A 14,251-nucleotide genomic window follows, 5' to 3' on the forward strand; every position below is an offset into this window, starting at 1 on the left:
CATAACCCTGAATACCACCTGCGTGCCGGCTACGTGTCACACGCTCCAGTCTTCCTCGGTGTAGCACATCTCCCAGAACTCGCCCTCGAGGCGGGCACTGGTCAGGAAGGCCTCCCGTTCGCCGGGGTACTGCTCGCCACAGCGGTCGACGAGTTCGCGCATCCAAGCGACGGACTCGCGGAACTCGTCGCCGGTGTACTTCTCGATGAACGGGGTGTACCGGTGCTTCTCCGTGGCCACGTCGGCCATGTGGTCGGCGACGTCCAGGTATCCCTGGCCACAGGGGTGAACCCACCCCGAGGTCAAGCCTCGGGGCTTCCTGCTTCTACGACGCGCTTTGCAGGAACCGAGAGGGTTCCCGTAGGGAGCGCAGTCTGCACAGGCGTTAACGAGAGCTTCGCTCTCGTTCGCACATCAGAATCGCTCTGCGATTCTGAGGACGTTGATTCGGAGCGTCCCGCCCCTATCTGTGAGCGACCGCGAGAAAGGATGTTCTTCGCCGCGTTCAGGTCCCTGTCCTCGGTGTGACCGCACGCCGGACAGGAATGTTCTCGAATCCAGAGTGGTTTCGACGTTTCCACACCGCACTCACTCGGCGGCGAAATCCCGATGCAGGTCCATCTCGTGGTCGAGGACCGTGTGAGCGACCTCCATCAGCCCGGTCATCGTCGCCTCGTCGTCGGCTTTCGTCCCCGCGAGGGCAAAGACCCGTGCGTAGTCCAGCAGGTACCGGTAGTCCTGTTTCACCCAGTGCGAAAGGCCGCCTCCTCGAGCGTCCCCTCGGCGAGTTCGACGACGAACGGGTGTTCTCTCTGTGCCTCCCAGACCGCCGCGCCCTCCTCGAGCAGACTGTCGCTGAACGCCATCTCACCGGGACAGTGTTTCCGGACCGGTATATAACTAACTACTACAACTGAGTAATAGACAGCGGTCCGGCCGGCGGCCTCCCCGCTCCGGCCTCCTGCCGGAACCGCCGGTCATAATTGCGGAGGGCGTGAATTCGGCCCGTGGACAGTCGCCTCCGGACCGTCGGCGCGTTCGTCACGCTGGCCGTCGTCTGGGGGTTTTCGTTCCTGTCGATCGCCGTCGGCCTGGAGTCGCTGGCGCCGCTTCTGTTCGCGGCCTTCCGGTACGACGTCGCCGCCGTGGTGTTGCTCGGCTACGCGCTGGTCCGGGGGGTCGACTGGGCGCCGACGGCCCCTGCGGACGCCGCGGCCGTCGTCGCCGGCGGGGTCTTCCTGGTCAGCGCCAACGGGTTTCTGTTCGTCGGCCAGCAGACCGTCCCCAGCGGCGTGGCCGCGATCATGCAGAGTCTCGTCCCCATCGTCACCTCGCTGTGGGCGCTGGCCCTGCTGCCCGAGGAGCGGGTCTCCGGGGCCGGCGCGGTCGGGATCGGACTCGGATTCGTGGGCGTCGCGCTGGTGGTCCGCCCGGACCCGACGAACCTGCTGGGCGGCGACGCGGTCGGCCGGCTGCTCATCCTCGCGCAGGTGACGAGCGCGGCGCTGGGCGGCGTCCTGATCCAGCGGGCGAAGCCGACACTCGACCGGGCGGCGCTGTCGGGCTGGTCGATGCTCCTGGGCGGGCTCCTCCTGCACGCCGGCAGCGCCGGTCTCGGCGAGGCGTTCGCGCTCCCGACGACAACCATCGGATGGCTCGCGGTCGGCTACCTCGGCGTGTTCGCTACCGGCCTGGCCTTCTTCATCTACTACTGGCTGCTGGAGACCCGCGGCGCGCTGGAGACCTCGCTGGTGGCGTATCTGGTGCCGGTAGTCGCGACCGTCGCCGGGGTCGTCGTCCTCGGCGAGGAGATCACCGTGCTGACTGTCGTCGGCTTCGGCGTCGTCTTCCTCGGCTTCGTCCTGCTGAAGCGCCGTGCCATCGCCGCCCTCGTGGACGAGGTCGGCCGGGCAGTCGAGCGCCCGGGAGACTGACTACCGGAACTGCATCCCGCCGTTGAGGACTTCGCCCTGGACGTGGTCGTTCATGTCGGTCTCGACGGGACCGGGCGCGACCGCGTTGGCCTGGAGGCCCCCGCCGCCGTACTCCCGGGCCAGCGCCCGGGTCAGCCCGTGCAGGCCGGCCTTGCTCGCCGCGTAGCCCGCGTCGACGGTCCCGGCGGTGCCGCCGATCGAGGAGACGAACACGACGTCGCCATCGGGTTCGAGGTGCTCGACGGCCGCGCGGGTGCCCCTCTCGCCGGGGAGACCGTCGCCGTTCAGTCGTCGCCCTGCTCGTCCACAATGACGACCTCCCCGCCCTGGATGTCGACGTTGATCAGCGTCTTCACGTGGTAGCCGGCCTCGTCGACGGCGTTCTCGCCGCCGACTTTCTTGATGACGGCGACGGTGTCGACGACCTCGGCCCCGATCCCGTCGAGCGCGTCGAGCAGGGCGGCGAGCGTCCCGCCGGTCGAGAGCACGTCGTCGATGACGACCACGCGGTCGCCCGCGCTGACGTCGTTGATGAACATCTCCGACTCCTCGTAGCCCGTCGCTTTCGAGAGGGCGACTTCCCCGTCGAGGCCGTACTCCCGCTTGCGGGCGACGACGACGGGGATGTCGGTCATCAGCGAGACTGCGGTGGAGATGTGGATCCCCATCGCCTCGGGGGCGATGATCTTGTCCACGTCGTCGATGTCGGCCTTGCGGACGATCCGGACGACGATCTCCCGCAAGAGCTTGGGGTCGAGCTTGGGGACGCCGTCGCTGACCGGGTGGATGAAGTAGTGGTACCCCTCTTTCTCGACGATCGGCGTCTCCCGCAGCGAGTCCGCGAGCCGGTCCATACCCGCGGTACTGCCAGGCCGGGCAAAAACCTGTCTCACCGGGCCCGCCGCCGGCCGCCCGCGGAGACGGCCGGACCGGGCGGACGGGGGTAGCCCGGGCGCCGACTCACCCCGTCACCTCGATGACCACCGGCTCGCGGTACAGCGTGGTCTCGCCGCCGGACGCGCGCAACACCAGCCGGAGCTGGCCGATGTACCGCTCCCGGTCGACCGCTCCGGGGTCGAAACTCAGCCGGTCCATCGAGAGTTCCTTCTGTCCCTGCTCGCCGGGGCGGAGGAAGAAGACCGACGAGCGGCTCTTGAGCTCGGGGACGCTCAGCGAGTAGGTGAGTACGGGCTGGCCAGTCACGGCCGAGACGTCGACGGCGGCGTCGGGCACCTCCAGGTAGTAGACGTCGGTGCCGTACTGCCCGGGCTCGAGTGTGGCCCGGTCGGGCATCGAGACCACCGAGACCGTCGCCGACCCGGTGCCGGGTGCCGGCCCCGAGACCCCGCCCTCCGGGACGGTGACGGCGCCGACCAGCGGCCCGCTGGCGACCGTCACCAAGACGATGACCGCGGCCGTCGCGTAGACGGCTGCCCGCGAGCGTTCCATCGGTCGCCCGGAAGCGGCCAGCGCACAAAAGGGTTCCCGGAACCCGGTCGCAGGCACCGGCACCCGCCGCACGCGTCGGTGCCTGCGCGGGGCGGAGCGGTGCCGCGCCGCTCAGCCCGGCACGTCGACGGCGGTCAGCGTCGCGGTCCGGGCGCCGCCGGGCGCGGTCCAGACGACCCGCACGGTGTCGCCGGGCGCGACCGCGAGCGCGAAGCTGTCGCCGGCACCCACCTGGCTCCCGGCGGCGTAGGAGGGAGTGTCTGCGAGCTGGTCCGACCCCCCTGGATAGCTGACGCTGACCCGCTCGGCCTCGATCCCGTCCCCGCTCGTGAACGCGACGTCGAGTTCCCCGGTTTCGTCGGTGCTGTCGCCGTCGAAGTCGTCCCCGTAGGAGTGGTCCCAGCTGTCGGCCGAGGCCGCGGGGCTCCCGGTGTACTTCGTCGAGAAACTCGTCTGCGGGGCGGTCGTGTTGATACGGTCGCCGAAGCCGAAGACGAAGGCGGCGGCCGTGGCAGCCAGCACGACCGTCACGGCCACCATCAGGACGACGCCGATGACCGGGCTGACCGACCGGTCCTCGCGCAGCGCACCCAGCTTCACGGCACTCCCCCCAGGTCGTCCGCCCTGTCCACGTCGCCCGTCTCGCCCGCGTCGCGCTCCCGCCGCCCGCGCCCTGCGTTGTGGTGGACGGTTCGGGACACGGTCTGTATGCCGGCCGGCCGCCGGTATAAACGCTCCGGCCCTCACCCCAGGACGCCGGCCAGCCGGTCGGCCACCCGGGCGCCCAGGTCGGCTTTCGACCCCTCGACGGTCTCGACCCCGTCGGCATCCACCAGCAGCGCGCGAGTCCGCTCGGCGCCCATCACGCTCGCGTCGTTACCGACGACGAAGGCCAGGCCGACCCGCTCCATCGTCTCGCGGGCCTTCTCGACGATGGTCTCGTCGTCGCCGCCGGTCTCGGCCTTGAAGCCGACGACCGGCAGGTCGGGATGGCTCTCGCGGACGGTGTCGATCAGCTTCGGCGTCGGTTCCAGTTCCAGCGTTAGCTCCTGGCCCGAGCGCAGTTTCTCGCCGGCGGTGTCGACGGTGTAGTCGGAGATGGCCGCCGCCGAGACCAGCGCGTCCGCGTCGGAGGCGTGCTCTTCGACGGCCGCGAGCATCTCGGCGGCGCTCTCGACCCGTTCGGTCTCCGCCCAGGGCACCTCGGGCCCGTCGTGGACGAGCACGACCTCCGCGCCGCGTGCGTAGCAGGCCCGGGCGACCGCCCGGCCGGTCTTCCCGGAGGCGCGGTTCGAGAGCGTCCGGATGGGGTCGACCGACTCGGTGGTCGCGCCGCTGGTGACGACGACGGTCTCCCCGGCGAGGGGGTCCCCGCTGGTGGCCCGGGCGACCTCCGTGACGATAGCCTCCTCCGCGGCTATCTTCGCCTTTCCCTCCTCGATGCGTGGGTCGGCGAAGCCGACGTCCCACTCCGCCAGCCGGTCCAGCGCGTCGAGCACCCCGGGGTGGTCGTACATCGGCTCGTGCATCGCCGGCACCACCACGACGGGAACCCCGGCGCCGAAGGCCGTCGTCGCGCAGGTGGTGACCGGCGTGTCGTCGACCGCGGCGGCCATCTTCCCCACCGTGTTGGCGGTCGCCGGCGCCACGAGCAGGACGTCGGCCCACCCCTCCCGGCCACAGAGTTCGACGTGCTCGACGCTCCCGGTGATCTCGGTGACGACGTCGTTATCGGTGGCGTACTCCAGCGCCCAGGGGTGGATGATCCCCTCGGCAGCGGGAGTCATCACCCCGCGGACCGCCGCCCCCTGGCGGCGGAGTTCGTGGGCGAGTTCGACCGTCTTCACGGCCGCGATCGAGCCCGCGACCCCGAGTGCGACGTTCACTCCTTCCAGCACACCCCCCCGTTGGCCCGCCCGGCATGTAAACTGTTCCGGGCCCGAGGTCGGGCCCCAGGCGGGAACGGAGCCGGGTCGGACAGGGGGGTCTCTACCCGGACGTGACGAACTCTATCTCGCCGGTACAGCCGTCGCCGAAGGCCGACGCGGCGACCAGCGACCGGACCTTGCTCTCGCTCGGCCCGCCGACCGTCACGAGCCAGCTACCGGTCTGCAACAGTCCGCCGGCCGCGGCCGACTGGGTGTCGCTGTTCGCCGCCGCCTGCCGGAGCAGTTCGGCCGCGCCCGAGGCGCTGTCGCTCGACTCGAACTCGAACACCGCCATCGTGAGCGTGTTCCCGTCGCCGTCGGCGTAGACGCCCTGGGCCTGGCCCTGCAACCCGTCGAGCTGGATGCCGCTGCTCCCGGAAGTGGCCGACTCCTGAGTGAAGCTGTCGCCGCCGGAGGGCAGCACCTCCGACGGTGACCCGGAAGGTGCCGAACACCCGCCCCCGAGGAAGGGAACCGAGGAGCATCCTGCGAGCCCTGCAGCGGCCGCGGCGGCCGGCGCCGTCTTCAGTACGTCTCGGCGATTCATACACCCCCGACGAGTCGGCTCACTTGCATAAAACCACCCATATTATCACCGATCGTGTTCGGGGTCGCGGCGGAGCGCGGGCCCACGCGCCGGCGCGGACAGCGCTCCGGCGGGGCGTGAGGCTTACGTACTGGCGACCGAACTACAGGTGTGGACAGCATCGAGGTCAGTACCGTCGTCTACCTGCCGCCCGAGGAGGTCTACGAGTTCCTGCTGGATTTCCCGCAGTACGCCGAGTACTCCAAACACCTCCGGGAGGTTCGCCGGCGCGGCGACGGCGGGACCGGCACGAACTACGACATCACCTTCGCGTGGTGGCGCCTCTCCTACACGGCGGTCTCGAAGGTGACTGACCTCGAGCCACCACGACGGATCGACTGGCGACTCGTGAAAGACCTCGATGCCCGGGGCCACTGGCAGGTCGACCCCGAACCGGAGGCCGCTCCGGAAGGCGTCGAGGAAGCCTCCCGCGTCCGGCTGTACATCGAGTTCGCCCCCGAGTCAGCCGACGAGCGGCTGATCGACCTGCCGCAGTTCGTCTCGCTTGACTGGCTGGTCGACCGGGTGAAACCGAAGGTGAAACGCGAGGCCGAGCGCATCGTCCACCGGATCGTCGCCGACCTCGAGGGCGAGCCCCGCGAGGTTACCCTCACCATCCACGCCGCGCCGGATTCCGTGTAACGCGGGTGCCGCGGGCCGTCGCGTTGCCCCCGTCGACGGGCTACTCCTCGAAGTCGCCGTAGTCCCCGCCGTACTTCATGAAGAAGTAGGCCAGGCCGAGCGTCGCGACCATCACGAAGCCCGTGGCGACGCCGATCGTCTTCGCGCCGTCGGGCAGGACCCGCGGCTCGCCGCCGCCACCGTCGCCGCCGCCGGCGGTGGGATAGTCCGACCCGACGACCACGGACCCTTTCATCCCCAGCCCCCGGTGTGGCGTACAGAAGTAGTTGTAGATGCCGTCTTCCTCGAAGGTATACTCGTAGTTGACGCCGGCGGCAGTGTAGAGGTCACTCTCAAACTCGCCGTCCTGGTGGACGACGTTGTGTTCCTGATTGCCGGTCCACTCGAACTGGATGGTGGTCCCGGCGTCAACGTGAACGGCAGCGGGAGTGTACCCGTAAGGACCACCGTTAGCCTCCGTCCCCACCCGGACGGTGACCTGGTCGTTCCCGCGCATGTCCTCGACGCCGTTGAAATTCCCGACGTCGTCCAGCCACCCGCCGAAATCCGGCTCCCCGCCACCGCCGCCACCGCCCTCCGTCGTCTCCTGGGCGGCGGCAGTTCCGGTCGCGGCCGTCGCGGCGGCGCCCCCGGCGGCCGCCCGGATGAATCCACGGCGGGAAACGTCCGCGTCACTGTCGGTCATGTGCCCGGCTTTGTAGTGGCGGGTAGTGAATACTTCGCTTTCGCGTGCAGCGGGACGGCGGGGCTCACAGCGCGAGCGAGAGGACCGCGCCGACGAACAGCCCGGCGATCAGCGCGCCGACGAGCACGAAGAAGGCGTTCTCGGGGTCGATACTCCCCGGCGTGACCGGCCGGTCCGGGCGCAGCGTGCCGGCGACGTTCCCGCTGGCCTCGTCCCCGTCCGCCGTGCCGCGCTCGCCCGCCCCCTCGTCGCTCGCCTCCTCGTCCTCGAGGTCCTCGAGCGAGAACCGCCACTCCTCGCCGTCGTCGGGTGCAGCCATAGCCGACCTTGACGGCCCAGCGACAAAAGCCCCTGCATCCGTCGCGGGGCTGTACCCGCGTGACCGCGCCACTGCACCCGCGTGCCCGCGCTACCGCACCCGCGTGCCGACCGGCGCGTCCGCGTGGGTCGTCAGCAGGTCGGCCTCCTCGCCGGCCGCCAGCACCATCCCGTTGGATTCGTAGCCGAACAGCTCCGCTCTCTCCATGTTCGCCAGCAGGACACACCGCGTTCCGGGGAGGTCGGCGGCGTCGTGCAGCCCCTTGATCCCGGCGACGACTTGCCGGGTCTCGACCCCGATGTCGACCTCCAGGCGCATCAGGTCGTCCGAGTCCTCGATCGGCTCCGCGACCGTGATCTCGCCGACTCGCATGTCAAGTTCCTGGAACGCTTCGAAGGAGACCCGCCCGTCGGCAAGCGGTTCCAGGTCGCCTGCGTCCGCGGCGTCACCCGCTTCCGGCTCGCCGTCGTCACCGTCCCCGTCGGCCCCGGCGTCCCCATCGCTCGCGGCGGCGACCCGCTCGCGCAGCGTCTCGTTCAGCCCGGCGACGCGCTCGTCTTCGACCTGCGTGAACAGCTCCTCGGGCTCGCCGAACTCGGCCGGCGGGGCCGCCAGCGCGTCCTCGAGGGCGGCGTCGGCGACCGTCCCGGTCTCGCCGAGCTGGGTCCACAGCCGCTCGGCGGTCTCGGGCATCACCGGCTGCATCAACACGGCACACGCCTTGGCGAGCTGGACGCAGTCGCGGATGACCTGTGCGGCCCGGTCGGGCTCGTCGTCGACGAGGTTCCAGGGTTCGTTGCGCTGGATGTACTCGTTGCCGAAGTCCGCGAGCTCGACCGCCGCCTCGCCGACCGCCCGGATGTCGTAGTCGGCCACCGCGTCCTCGAACGCGGCGACGGCATCCTCGACCCGCTCGCGGACCTCCGGGCCGGGCTCGGCGTCGGGCGTGCCGTCGTAGTTGCGGTGGGCAAAGAGGAGCGCGCGGTAACAGAAGTTGCCGAGGTTGCCGACGAGTTCGCCGTTGACCCGCTCGGCGAAGCGGTCCCAGGAGAAGTCGACGTCCGTCTCCAGACCCGCGCCCGTCACGATGTAGTAGCGGAACAGGTCGGGGTGGAAGCTGGTCTCGAGATACTCGTCGGCCCAGACGGCGCGGTTCCGGGAGGTCGACAGCGCCTTCCCGTCGATGCCGACGAAGCCGGTCGCGAGCACCGCCCGGGGCTCGTTGTACCCCGCCCCCCGGAGCATCGAGGGCCAGAAGACGGTGTGGTGCTGGATGATGTCCCGGCCGATGACGTGGATGATTTCGCCGCCCTCGTCGGTCCACCCCGCCTCCCACCCGGTGCCGTGGCGCTGTTCGCCACCGACCGTCCAGACGTCCCGCCAGTCGTACTCCTCGGCCCCGACCCGCTCGGTGTACTGCTTGGTCGAGGAGACGTACTCGATGGGGGCGTCGACCCAGACGTAGAGGACGAGGTCCTCCTCGCCTTCGCCCGGATAGTCGATCCCCCAGTCCATATCGCGGGTGATACAGAGGTCCTGCAGTTCCCCGTCGACCCACTCCCGGGGCTGGTTGCGGGCGTTGTCGGTCCCCTCCAGCCGGTCGAGAAAGCCCTGGAGATACTCCTGGAAGTCCGACAGCCGGAGGAACTTGTGCTCGCGCTCGCGGTACTCGGCGGGGTTACCCGTCAGCGTGGAGACGGGGTCGACGATCTCCCCGGGCTCGAGGTGGCGCTGGCAGCCCTCGTCGCACTCGTCGCCTCTCGCCTTTTCGCCGCAGTAGGGGCAGGTCCCCTCGACGTAGCGGTCCGGGAGCGGCTGGTCCTCCTCGGCGTCCCAGGCGACCTGGATCTCCTTCTCGAAGACGTGGTCGTTGTCGACCCACGACCGGACGAACTCCCGGGTGGTCTCGGTGTTCGTCTCGTCGTGGGTGTGGCCGTAGTTGTCGAACTCGACGTTGAACTCCGGGAAGGTCTCCTCGTAGGTCTCGTGATACTCGAGGGCGAACTCCTCGGGGGCGACCCCCTGCTCGGCGGCGTTGACGGCGACGGGCGTCCCGTGCATGTCCGAGCCACAGACGAAGGCGGTCTGCTGGCCCAGGCGCCGGAGCGCCCTGCTGTAGGCGTCGCCGACGACGTAGGTCCGGAGGTGGCCCACGTGCAGGTCGCCGTTGGCGTAGGGCAGCCCGCAGGTCACCACCGCCGGCTGGTCGGTCGGAAGCGGCTCGTGACTCATACCGGTCCGTGCGACCGGCAGGGGCAAAAACGGGCCGGTTCGCCGCCGCTTCCACCGGTGTTTAACCGTCCCCGGACCCCTACCGGCGTACATGCCAGAGCCGACCGCGCCGGAACCGACCGTCCTCGTCGCCGACCCCGACGGGGAGCGCAGGGCGGCGACCGCCGGCGCCGTCCGGGAGGCGCTACCCGACGCGACGGTCCACGAGGCCGAGTCGCTCGCCGCCGCCCGGGAGGCGCTCGTCGCGGCAGTAGAGGAGGACCGGGAGGCGGCCCGCCTGGACGCCGCCGTCACGGAGTACGACCTCGGCGACGGGACCGGGCTGGACCTGGCGGAGCACCTCCGGGGAGTGGCCCCCGACGCCGGCTGCATCCTCTATACGGCGACGACCGACATCGACACCGCGTCGTTCGAGGGGGTCCTCGAGTACGTCCCGAACACCGGCGCCGACACCGACCAGTTCGCCGCGGCGCTCGAGGCGGCGGCACTCGACAACAGCCACACCGCGTACCCGCTCCCCGAAGACGAGGCGGGCCGGCTGGCGGCGCTCGCGGCCTACGTCGACGGCGAGGCCGAAGACCGCGCCGGCGACGCGCTGGACCGGGTCGTGGAGCTTGCCGCCGCCCACTTCGGGGTCGAGGTCGCCTCGGTCAACCTCATCCGGGAGGACCAGCAGGACTTCCTGACGGTCCACGGCCGGGAGTGGGTCCCGACCCCGCGGGACGCCTCCATCTGCACGTACACCATCCTCGAGGACCGGACGATGGCCGTCGAGGACACGACCGAGGACCCGCGCTTTGCCGACAACGACACCCTCCGGGAGATGGACATTTACGCCTACCTCGGCGCGAACCTCCGGACGCCGGCGGGACACAGCATCGGCTCGCTGTGTGTCTACGACGACGAGCCCCGCTCCTTTTCCGCGGCCGACCGCGAGTATCTGTCGACGCTCGCCGACCTCGTGATGGACGTGCTGGCGCTGGCCAACGATGGGGGAGCGGAGCCGTGAGCGACGAGCCGTACACCTTCGACGGCCTCCCGCTCGAGCCGGTCCCCGCGGGGTCGTCGGTACTCGTGACGACTGCCGACCGGGCGGGCTCGCGGCTCGCCCGGGAACTGGTGCTCTCGGGGGACGACCGCGGGGAGGGGATGGTGCTGGTTTCCACCGGCTCCTCCGGCCGCCAGGTGGTCGCGGACTGCCTGTCGGCGGTCCCCGCCCTCGACACCTCGCGGCTCGGCGTCGTCGACGCCAGCGGCACCGGGGACGTGGAAACGGACACCGGCGCCCACGTCGAGTCGGTCTCGAACACCGGCGACCTGACGGGGATCAGCATCGGCTTCTCGGTCGTCTACTCGGCGCTGTACGACGGCGGCGTCGAACGCATCCGGACCGGTTTCGACTCGGTGTCGACGCTGTTGCTGTACTCGGAGTTTCGCACGATCACCCGCTTTGTCCACACGATGGCCGGCCGGGTGTCGCAGACGGGGGGACTCGGCGTCTTCGTCCTCGACCCCGCGATGCACGAACCCCAGGTCGTCCAGACCCTGGCCCGGCTGTGTGACGGCCGGGTGGACCTCCGGCGGACCGACGCAGGGGGCTACGAACTCGACGCGCAGGGACCGGGCGACCAGCCCCGCGGCTGGCGGCCGGTCGACCTGTAGGGTGCGCTTCCCGCGAGCCGGGCGGCGGTCAGTTGACCGTCACGCCCCCGAACGCGGCGACGCCGGTCACGACCAGGTCCGGCTCGCTCCCCCGCTCCTCGCGGTCGCCCCGCTCGCCGGCCTGGCGGGTGGCGGCGTCGGCCGCGTCGGCCGGGTCGCCGCCGGCATCGCGGGCCGGGCGCGGCCGTTCGTCGCTCGCCCCGCCAAACAGCGGGAGCACGTCCAGGTCGACATCCCACTCGCGGGGGGCGTGGATCTCGACGCCGCCGAAGAGGGCCAGCGTGCTGACGTGTGCCGGCGGGTCGGATATCTCGGCGTCCCGCAGGTCGAGTTCGACGCCGCCGAAGGCCGCCGTCAGGCTTCCGCCGGTGAAGGAGCGGGAGGTCGACCGCTTCTCCGAGCCGCCGAAGGCCGCAAAGGTCGAAACGTACGAGCCGCTGTCGGCATCCGGGCCGGGCCGTCCCCGGAGGTAGTCGAACATCAGCGAGAGCCCGAAGAGGACGACCACGAGCGGCCAGAACTCCCAGACGCTGTCGACGGGGACGAGGTCGAGCGCGACCGCCTGCCAGGCGGCGGCCACGACCACGACGACCGCCGGGCCGAAGAGGTTGCGAAAGCCGCTGCGCACCATCGCGTACAGCCCGAGCAGGATGAACAGCGAGGGGACGTAGTCGAACAGGAACCGGGCGTCGTAGAGCCCGGTCGTCTCGGCCAGGAGGACGATGCCGACGACGACCACGAGGGCGCCGAACAGGACCTGGGTCGGGAGGCGGCGTGCCATACGCTGACTACACGTATTGCTGACATAAAACCCCGCGTCCTCTCCCCACGTCGGTGGTGACGGTCGCGCGCATCCGGTGGAATTAAATCGGGCGGCACCGCGAGGCTTAGAACAACGGGAACGATGGCTGTCCAGACCGGCCACGCCGACCGTCCTCCCGCCGCCGCGGCCCGTGTTACCGGGCGGGAGACGGCCGGTCCGCCGGGGACGCCGGGTGAACGGGGATGAAAGTCTTCACGTCGAAGCGGAGCCGTCGGATCGCGGTCCTCGCAGCGTTGGGGCTGGTCGTCGTGCTCGCCGGCGGGTACCTGCTGGTCCGCACGTACGCCCCGTTCCTGTTCGACGCCGAGGCGATGCGCGACTGGGTCGGGGAGTTCGGCGCGTTCGCGCCGCTCGTGTTCATCGTCGCCCAGGTCGCCCAGGTCATCGTCGCCCCCATCCCCGGTCAGGTGACGGCCATCGTCGGCGGCTACCTGTTCGGCCCCGTGGCGGGAACCGCCTACAGCATGGTCGGCGTCACGGTCGGCAGCGCCATCGCCTTCCTCATCGCTCAGCGGTACGGCCGGCCGGTCGTCGAGCGGATGATCGACGGGGCCCTGCTCGACCGCTTCGACGGGTTCGTCGAGACGCTGGGCGTCCCCGGCCTGTTCCTCTTCGTCGTCATCCCGGGGCTCCCCGACGACGTGATCTGCTTTCTCGCCGGGCTGGCACACTTCCGGCTGTTCGTGTTCGTGAGTGTGATGTTCATCGGCCGCCTCCCCGCGTACGTCGTCACCAACTTCGCCGGCGACGGGCTGGCGACCGGCAACGTCGTCGAGGCCGTCGTACTCGTCGCCGCACTCGCCGTCTTCTCGGTGTACGCCTACCACAAACGCGAGGAGATCAGACAGTACACGCAGGGGATGTAGGCGGCGTCAGTACCAGTCCAGGTCCGCGACGAAAGAGCGCAGCATCGACCGGGTGACGTGGGGCATACAGACGACCCGGAGCTCCCCCGTACCGGTCCGTGAGAGTCGCCAGCCCCGCTCGCGGAGGTGGGCTATCGTCGGCGCCGACACGTCCGCCGCGACCAGCGGGAGCTCCGGCCCGACGACCGCGTGTCCGCGGCGCCGGAGTTCGTCCGCCAGCCACTCGGCGTTGTCCATCGAGGTACCGTACTGCTCGCGGTAGCCGGCCGGCCACAGCGCTTCCAGGGCCGCAAGCGCGCCCGCCACGCCCGCTCCCGAGCGGGTCCCCGTCAGCGTCGCCTGGGATGTCGACTCCAGATAGGGCGTCTCGACCGCCAGTTCGTCCAGCAGGGCTGGCGAGCGCGCCAGAAACCCGCCGGCCGGTACCGGCGCCTGCCCCGCCTTGTGGGGGTCGATGGTCATCGTGTCGACGGCGGCGTCCGCGAAGTCCCACTCGTGGTCGGTAAACGGGAGGAAGAACCCGCCCCAGGCGGCGTCGACGTGAAAGAGGGCGCCGGCGTCGGCCGCGACGTCGGCCAGGGCGGGCACGGGGTCGACCGCGCCGTACTCCGTGGACCCGGCGACGCCGACCACACAGACGGTGTCGTCGTCGACCAGCTCTGTGACCGCGTCCGGCCGGGCCCGGCCCGCGCCGTCGGTCGGCGCCGTCCGGAGGGAGACGTCGAGAAGCTCGGCGGCCTTGTGGAAACTGAAGTGAGCGCTCTCGGGAGCGACCACGTTCGGGTCGTCCGTGCGGGCGCGATTGCGCGCGACCCGGACCGCCTGGACGTTGGCCTCGGTCCCGCCGCTGGTGATGTAGCCCGCAGGGTCGTCGATGCCGGCGACGGCCCCGAGCCGGTCGACCGCACGCGCCTCCACGTCGGCGACCGTCCCGTATGTCCCCGGGTCGCCGGGGTTGGTCGCCAGGAAGCGCTCGGCGGCCTCGCGGGCGGCCGGGTGGGGCTCGGTGCACATCGAGGAGAGGACGCGCTCGAAGCGCTGGGGCTCGGGACCCTCCGGGGCCTGCTGCATACCCGCTCTCCCCGGGGGAGGCGCTTAGCGGTTACGGGACGGCGGCGACCCACC

Annotated in this window: 16 protein-coding genes and 1 pseudogene; 5 read left to right on the plus strand and 12 right to left on the minus strand. The window is 70.6% G+C overall.

Going from position 1 to position 14,251, the window contains the following annotated elements:
* Positions 1-36: 36 nt before the first annotated feature.
* A pseudogene (locus tag GN153_RS17905) lies at positions 37-866 on the minus strand (thiaminase II/PqqC family protein).
* A gap of 141 nt (positions 867-1,007) precedes the next feature.
* Here GN153_RS17905 and GN153_RS10120 point away from each other — a divergent pair.
* On the plus strand, positions 1,008-1,934 hold the full coding sequence (locus GN153_RS10120; protein ID WP_159902354.1) for a DMT family transporter: 927 nt from the start codon (positions 1,008-1,010) through the stop codon (positions 1,932-1,934).
* Here the strand turns inward: GN153_RS10120 and GN153_RS10125 are convergent, their stop codons facing one another.
* From GN153_RS10125 to GN153_RS10150, 6 genes are all read right to left on the minus strand, one after another.
* Positions 1,935-2,222, minus strand: coding sequence for an SDR family oxidoreductase (locus GN153_RS10125; RefSeq protein ID WP_268893130.1), 288 nt, complete (start codon positions 2,220-2,222; stop codon positions 1,935-1,937).
* Entirely contained in the window at positions 2,219-2,788 is a 570-nt protein-coding gene (hpt, locus tag GN153_RS10130; protein WP_159902356.1) for a hypoxanthine/guanine phosphoribosyltransferase, read from the minus strand. The genes GN153_RS10125 and hpt overlap by 4 nt, the downstream gene beginning before the upstream one ends.
* A 106-nt stretch (positions 2,789-2,894) precedes the next feature.
* The gene (locus GN153_RS10135; protein WP_159902358.1) at positions 2,895-3,383 is read right to left on the minus strand and encodes a hypothetical protein; all 489 of its coding nucleotides are present in this window, start codon (positions 3,381-3,383) and stop codon (positions 2,895-2,897) included.
* Positions 3,384-3,494: 111 nt separating this feature from the next.
* The gene (locus GN153_RS10140) at positions 3,495-3,983 is read right to left on the minus strand and encodes a type IV pilin (RefSeq protein WP_159902360.1); all 489 of its coding nucleotides are present in this window, start codon (positions 3,981-3,983) and stop codon (positions 3,495-3,497) included.
* Between the two features lie 143 nt (positions 3,984-4,126).
* Entirely contained in the window at positions 4,127-5,281 is a 1,155-nt protein-coding gene (gene coaBC / locus GN153_RS10145; protein WP_159902362.1) for a bifunctional phosphopantothenoylcysteine decarboxylase/phosphopantothenate--cysteine ligase CoaBC, read from the minus strand.
* 91 nt (positions 5,282-5,372) lie between these two features.
* Positions 5,373-5,858, minus strand: a complete 486-nt coding sequence (locus GN153_RS10150; RefSeq protein ID WP_159902364.1) for a twin-arginine translocation signal domain-containing protein — start codon at positions 5,856-5,858, stop codon at positions 5,373-5,375.
* Positions 5,859-6,008: 150 nt separating this feature from the next.
* Between GN153_RS10150 and GN153_RS10155 the strand changes: the two genes are divergently transcribed.
* On the plus strand, positions 6,009-6,539 hold the full coding sequence (locus GN153_RS10155) for a type II toxin-antitoxin system RatA family toxin (protein ID WP_159902366.1): 531 nt from the start codon (positions 6,009-6,011) through the stop codon (positions 6,537-6,539).
* Between the two features lie 40 nt (positions 6,540-6,579).
* Here the strand turns inward: GN153_RS10155 and GN153_RS10160 are convergent, their stop codons facing one another.
* From GN153_RS10160 to metG, 3 genes are all read right to left on the minus strand, one after another.
* Positions 6,580-7,224 carry a halocyanin domain-containing protein gene (locus GN153_RS10160; RefSeq protein ID WP_159902368.1) on the minus strand — a complete coding sequence of 215 codons (645 nt, stop codon included), beginning with the start codon at positions 7,222-7,224 and terminating at the stop codon, positions 6,580-6,582.
* Positions 7,225-7,288: 64 nt separating this feature from the next.
* Entirely contained in the window at positions 7,289-7,543 is a 255-nt protein-coding gene (locus GN153_RS10165; protein ID WP_159902370.1) for a DUF7312 domain-containing protein, read from the minus strand.
* 90 nt (positions 7,544-7,633) lie between these two features.
* Positions 7,634-9,775, minus strand: a complete 2,142-nt coding sequence (gene metG / locus GN153_RS10170) for a methionine--tRNA ligase (protein WP_159902372.1) — start codon at positions 9,773-9,775, stop codon at positions 7,634-7,636.
* Between the two features lie 91 nt (positions 9,776-9,866).
* On the opposite strand from metG, the gene GN153_RS10175 reads away from it, so the two are divergent.
* Both GN153_RS10175 and GN153_RS10180 read left to right on the plus strand, forming a co-directional pair.
* A complete protein-coding gene (locus GN153_RS10175) occupies positions 9,867-10,784 on the plus strand; it encodes a GAF domain-containing protein (protein ID WP_159902374.1) in 918 nt (305 codons plus the stop codon).
* A complete protein-coding gene (locus GN153_RS10180) occupies positions 10,781-11,437 on the plus strand; it encodes a DUF7504 family protein (protein WP_159902376.1) in 657 nt (218 codons plus the stop codon). The genes GN153_RS10175 and GN153_RS10180 overlap by 4 nt, the downstream gene beginning before the upstream one ends.
* A 28-nt stretch (positions 11,438-11,465) precedes the next feature.
* Here GN153_RS10180 and GN153_RS10185 read toward each other — a convergent pair whose 3' ends face one another.
* Positions 11,466-12,218, minus strand: coding sequence for a LiaF transmembrane domain-containing protein (locus GN153_RS10185; RefSeq protein WP_159902378.1), 753 nt, complete (start codon positions 12,216-12,218; stop codon positions 11,466-11,468).
* A gap of 224 nt (positions 12,219-12,442) precedes the next feature.
* Here GN153_RS10185 and GN153_RS10190 point away from each other — a divergent pair, with 224 nt between their 5' ends.
* A complete protein-coding gene (locus GN153_RS10190; protein ID WP_159902380.1) occupies positions 12,443-13,126 on the plus strand; it encodes a TVP38/TMEM64 family protein in 684 nt (227 codons plus the stop codon).
* A 6-nt stretch (positions 13,127-13,132) separates the two neighbouring features.
* Here GN153_RS10190 and mfnA read toward each other — a convergent pair whose 3' ends face one another.
* On the minus strand, positions 13,133-14,197 hold the full coding sequence (gene mfnA, locus GN153_RS10195) for a tyrosine decarboxylase MfnA (protein ID WP_159902382.1): 1,065 nt from the start codon (positions 14,195-14,197) through the stop codon (positions 13,133-13,135).
* Positions 14,198-14,251: the final 54 nt, after the last annotated feature.

This window comes from Salinirussus salinus (assembly GCF_009831455.1).
In the GTDB taxonomy this organism is placed as follows: domain Archaea; phylum Halobacteriota; class Halobacteria; order Halobacteriales; family Haloarculaceae; genus Salinirussus; species Salinirussus salinus.